Consider the following 4,357-nt stretch of genomic DNA (forward strand, 5'->3'; position numbering starts at 1 on the left):
AGTATCCATCTTTCCGGTGTATAATGCTGCAATATTTGTGACTAATTCCTTGAACCAGTCCAGATTTTGTAGAGATATTAAATGAGCCGGTTTGGCGAGTAGCTACTCTGCCTGTATAGGTTCCTATTTTCTTACCTTTGGTTACAATTGCTTTTACAATATCTCCCGTTTGAAAACCTTTAATTTCTTTGTACCTGGGCACATAACGAGTCGGGAAACCAAACTTATTCGTTCGACACATCTGACGAGTCCCATGTCCTTTAGCTGTAATCAATAATGGTTGATAGCTTTCGATGTACAAGTGATCAACTTTCCCGACATTAGCGGCATCCAACCAATGGGTTTTAGGTAGATTTTGACGGCAACGATTATACTTAGTTAATCCACCACTACCGGTCTCAATTGGTAAACCAGTTGACTTAAGGGAATTGTATAATTTCCATCTGGTTGAGTTAACCGCTGCTGCATTAGCTAAAGGCTTTTTGCTTTGAGATAAAATCTGCTTTAGTACATTAGGTTTGCCCGACAAAAAATTTTATATATCCTGACTTCCTTTAGCTTTATTACACTTTTTACAAGCAATAGTTAAGTTACTTACTCGGTCAGAGCCTCCTTTAGACTTAGGCTTGATATGCTCTATTTCCAAAGGAATGTCATCCACTCCACAGTAAGCACATTTTCGATTCCACTTTTCAAGTAAATACTCTCGTATTTCGTACCCGTACAACGTGCCTTGCTGATACTCGACACCAGATATTTCGGGATTTTCCATTTTTTGAGTGTCAAAACGGACTAACTCCTGGGAAATGCCTTTGATGGGGCATAATCTGATTAACTTTTTAGTCCAAGTCAAGATATTGTCAACTCGTGACATTAAACTAGGAGCTAGCCAGCCTTCTGAGCGTTTACGATTCAAAAATCTAGGCTGACGGTAACGAGTTTTTCGGTTACGCCTAGAACGTCTTAGCTGCCTACGAGAGGTTAAGGCCTCTCTGATTTGAAAACCCCTGTGAGTTAATTCTGCCCCCCAGATAACTTTACTGCCTTGAATAATAACTATCCCTGTAGTTTTTGCTCCGGGGTCTATTTTGAGTTGATGTTCGTGAGTTACACAGTTTTCAACCTCCTTTTCTTGCATGATTATCGTAAATGGGTATCTTTTTAGAACCTTTGCTTTCCCCTGCTTAAGCAGGATTCTAGCTCTAGCAGGTCGGCAAGGGTCTAGTGTTTTTTTGTTTTTGTCTAGTACGAATACGCGCATAATTACGTTTACTCCTATTGCTAGGGTTAAGTTCGCTTTGCCAATGTTATCAGTCGGTACTTTCCAGATTGCACTTCTTTAACCTGATACAGATGTTTAACAATCCAGTTCTAGAGCTTGGGACTAGCGACGCATCCCAAGGTAGGAATTTAAACACTTACTGATAACGTAGTCTTCAAAGAGACCTAGGCTGGTCAGGTATTGAGGCTACAAGCCCCCGGATTTAATCCGTGGGGTTTGCGCTACTCCCAGGTTCCTGACTCTCAAGCTGCCTCCAAAGCACTCTGCTATTATTCTACACTTAAATCTTTTATAGCAATCCCATTGTCTGCTAAAAACGGGGTAAAAACGACGACAGTATCTCTCAAAACAAGGTGGTATAACGTTTGGAGTAGTTTCTTTCATCTCTGGCCAAAGAGGCGATCGCCTTGAGGTCTAGTTATTACTAGATCAAGCTTTGGGCGCAAAACGCCCAAATAGTTTTTTTAAGTCCCGTTAATTGTTAGGTACCGTTAACGTAACTGCCAAAGGCTATAAATAGTTTAAATGCTGAAAAGCTTACAACCTGACTTGCTTACCTCAAAACAGAGGTAGATTAAAACTCATCCCTGTACCGAATACTGTCCCATCAAAATTAATTCTGGAATTGGACGAAGAACCAAAACTTTGTCCACCATACAAATAAATTTGACTATTGCTAGAAATTTTATAACTGACACGACCAATTAACTGATGATAGTTATCATACCGTGTTGTATAGTCAGATAAAGCAAGTTGGTAATTAAGAGCTGCTTTAAATCGTGGGTAGGGGTAATAGGCTAAAGATGCTCTGAAAACATTACTAATCTTAGAGCGTGTGTCTGGATCAGCAAAACGTAGCGTTAACTTATAGGACGTATCTAAGGCTAAGTTCTTTACTAACCAATCCCGTCTGCTGAGTCTAAAATACAGAGAATTATAATGAGCGAAGCGATCGCCTCCCTCTTGCTTGAATAACTGTTGATTGCTCCATCCTAACTCCCCATAGGTTCTTTTCAATAGCTTCTGACGAACTCCCAGCTTAACTTTCAGTTGATTATAATCAAGTTGGGATCTATCGCCATAACGCACCAGATTACCACTTACCGACGTTATGAGCTTAGTGTCAGGTCCGAGGGATGGTACAGCTAATAGGGTTACTCCTGGTCTCAACAAACCATCATCAACTGGATCGACTCCAGCGAAAATATTATCGCTTCTGAAATAACTTACTCTACCCTGTAAATATACTGTAGGTTTACGTGGAGTTGGTGGTTTTTCTTGGAGCCGCAAACGGAGCACCCCCAATTCCGGGTCTCCATCATTAGGGTTGGAATCTGAGTTTGAAGTATTATCTCCAGAAGCAGGTTTAGCTTGAGATGTCTGCGACCTGTCAACTACCTTAGTTGAGCTAGAACCCGATGAGCGCTCACTAACAACAAAGGAAGATAGTACTTCTCCACTACTCCCGATTTTAACTTTATATAAATTAGGAGTACAATGCTGTTTTTCATGATCAGTATTACCTTGGTTTTCTGTACCACTAAAAACTAAACTGACTGCTGGCTGATGGGAAATACTGTCTATGGGGTGACATCCAGACCAAGCTGGTTTACTGATTGTCAGTGTACTTAATAAAATTAGATGTCCCAAAGTGGCTAAATAGGGGGTTTTTATCTGGTGCGGGTAAGCCTGATCATCCTCAGAGTTATCGTGATTATTTTTATTTTTTAAAATCATATTTAATTAAAAATTAATTATTAATTTACTAAATCTTTATTTAGGGTTAGGAGTATTAACACTAATTTATTTGTGTCAAAGTATAAAAATAAATTCTAAAGTTCAATCCTGACGTTGTAAGACTCATTTATATAGAATAATCATTGCTAAGCTTTGAGCAATATAATTGATAGATTTACTTGGTAAGTAAACAGGGTCACAAAGAAGGATGGGAGAGGATTTTTGTGTTTTTATCTAGACTAAAAAATAGACAAATTAAATGGGCAACAGCTTCCCAAAATGGATCAATGTAGGTAGGGGATTTTTCTCCCAGCTAATAATTACTAACCACCAGCGGTGTTTTCAGGATTGACCAAGCTGTATTTCCGATTACTCTGAGTAAAAAATATCCTGATTTGACTTAGAGCCTACAGAATCTCGTATAGGAGAGTTTTGTACCTACTCTTCGAGAAGGCAACGCCAACGCTCCTACACCAGATTTTGGATCGGTGGAGACAGACCCTAGGTATATTTCGTGGAATGGCATTATCCTTGCATCAAAAATCCACAATTTAATAACTCTCAACATTGGAGTTGCCCCGTGTTTCGCAAGACAGTCCTAGTACTTTCCATTTCTCTATGGAGCGTTAATTCACTAATTTTTTCTAAATCAGTCAGTGCCGAAATTCCCTTAACTCGTGCTGTGGTAGAGAAGCTACGTAACCGAGTGCAATTGATTCCTAAAAATGAGTCAGCTCGACCAGCCCGTCGATCTGATGCCATGACGATAGGAGATGCACTGGTAACAGCTCGCTCCTCCATGGCTCAACTGCGCTTCAATGATGGTTCCCTAGCCCGACAGGGAGAGTTAGCTGTCTTTCGATTTTTACCTAGCAGTCGTACCTTTGAGCTATCCCATGGCACACTGCTGCTGTTAATTCCTCCAGATCGGGGTAAAACTCGAGTGCGTACACCCAATGCCGTGGCTGGGATTAGGGGGTCAGCTCTATTCATCCGATATATCTCTGAGACCGATACAACAATTGTTGGAGCTCTGACCAATAGCGGTATTGTGGTCTATAATCGCACTCGTTCTCAAGGTCAGGAATTAAAAGCTGGGCAGATCTTGGTTATGATCGAGGATCAAATTGAGCAGGTTTATGAATTTGACCTCAAAGAGTTTTATGAAACCAGTGAATTAGTAAAAGGGCTGAATTTGACCCAGACAGAAGCGGCGGATAGTCCAGATCAAGCTTTGGATTTAGTGCGAGGGGAAATTGCAGATGCTCTAGAGGCGCAAGTTCCTATTATTGGCAACAACATAATTGTTAATCCTACTTTCATTCGTCTTCGGGGGAG

Annotated in this window: 2 protein-coding genes and 1 pseudogene; 1 reads left to right on the forward strand and 2 read right to left on the reverse strand. The window is 40.5% G+C overall.

Features of this window, described 5'->3' with window-relative positions:
* Together iscB and F6K57_RS37895 are read right to left on the reverse strand one after the other, a co-directional pair.
* Nucleotides 1-1,261, reverse strand: a pseudogene (gene iscB, locus F6K57_RS37890) (RNA-guided endonuclease IscB); the annotation flags it as partial.
* 579 nt (nt 1,262-1,840) lie between these two features.
* A complete protein-coding gene (locus F6K57_RS37895) occupies nt 1,841-3,019 on the reverse strand; it encodes a hypothetical protein (RefSeq protein ID WP_293073590.1) in 1,179 nt (392 codons plus the stop codon).
* A 580-nt stretch (nt 3,020-3,599) separates the two neighbouring features.
* On the opposite strand from F6K57_RS37895, the gene F6K57_RS37900 reads away from it, so the two are divergent.
* The coding region (locus F6K57_RS37900; protein WP_293073593.1) for a FecR domain-containing protein at nt 3,600-4,357 on the forward strand (758 nt) is incomplete at its 3' end.

It is taken from the genome of Moorena sp. SIO4A5 (genome assembly GCF_010672005.1).
In the GTDB taxonomy this organism is placed as follows: domain Bacteria; phylum Cyanobacteriota; class Cyanobacteriia; order Cyanobacteriales; family Coleofasciculaceae; genus Moorena.

Excerpts from the sequence above, each read along its gene's own strand:
- F6K57_RS37895 (WP_293073590.1), bottom strand. The coding sequence starts at position 3,019 with ATGATTTTAAAAAATAAAAATAATCACGATAACTCTGAGGATGATCAG.